Origin of the sequence: Massilia sp. BKSP1R2A-1, assembly GCF_050586525.1 — a bacterium.
Classification (GTDB): domain Bacteria; phylum Pseudomonadota; class Gammaproteobacteria; order Burkholderiales; family Burkholderiaceae_D; genus Telluria.
Genome location: NZ_JBOBRE010000041.1, coordinates 1 through 853, shown reverse-complemented (window position 1 = coordinate 853; position 853 = coordinate 1). Strand labels below are relative to the sequence as shown.

Below are 853 nucleotides of genomic sequence, written 5' to 3'. Positions count from 1 at the left end.
GTAGCGGACGCTACAGTAGGTTCGCTGTCGGCCAAAGCGGTCCTCCGGACTCAATCCAACTGTCCCGTCAGATTCACTAAGCCGACTTTTTATTTCGCAGTCTTTATCTGAGATTTTGTGCTATGACCGAAACCCAGACCGCGTCGACAAAGGTAATTTGCACAAGACATGGTGATGTTGGGCCGGCTTACATCTGCCGACACCTGCATCGGGGAACTCGACGGGGATTTTTCTCGATGCTTGACCCGGACGATCCAACCGCGAAACAGGGACAGTGTTCTCGCTGCGGCATGTTTTCTTTGATCATCGGATCGATACCGTTGATCGGATACCGGCTATGGGTATGGTTTTCTAGGCCAAAGTTAGTATGCTCTGGATGCTTCGAGGAAATACGGCTAAGAAATCTTAGATAATTGCACCTCACTGTCTGATCCTGCCGCAATGTCCGCTTTGGGTCTTTTAGCGATGGAGACCTGCTATGCTGAGCTTAAGGGCCGAAATGGGCTAAGAGCGGGAAGGTTCAAGGTTCGGAAATTGCAGAGACTGGGAACAATAAATGGATGTGTTCGAGAATTATTGCCATGATCTGGGGCACCTAGTTCGAGAGATGGCGTTAGAAGCCAAGCAAGATTACGTATCGAAGGAAACCGACTTCGCCGCTGGCTATATGGCCGGATTCCATCGCATCGTGTCTCTCATGCAGCAGCAATGCGCAGCGTTCGGCGTCCCGTTGGAAAAGATCCGACTTGATGGGATTGATCCGGATAAAGACCTCGTCTGAATCAGACCAGCCCGTTTGTCCGCTAGCTGGCGGTGCCGGTCAGAGAGATCATAGTAGATGTCCGCTATGGGT

Annotated in this window: 1 protein-coding gene; it reads left to right on the top strand. The window is 51.2% G+C overall.

Annotated features, from left to right (window positions below; translation table 11 throughout):
- Positions 1-556: 556 nt before the first annotated feature.
- Entirely contained in the window at positions 557-781 is a 225-nt protein-coding gene (locus ACQ7JA_RS24980) for a hypothetical protein (protein ID WP_430902405.1), read from the top strand.
- Positions 782-853: the final 72 nt, after the last annotated feature.

Excerpts from the sequence above, each read along its gene's own strand:
- ACQ7JA_RS24980 (WP_430902405.1), top strand. The coding sequence starts at position 557 with ATGGATGTGTTCGAGAATTATTGCCATGATCTGGGGCACCTAGTTCGA.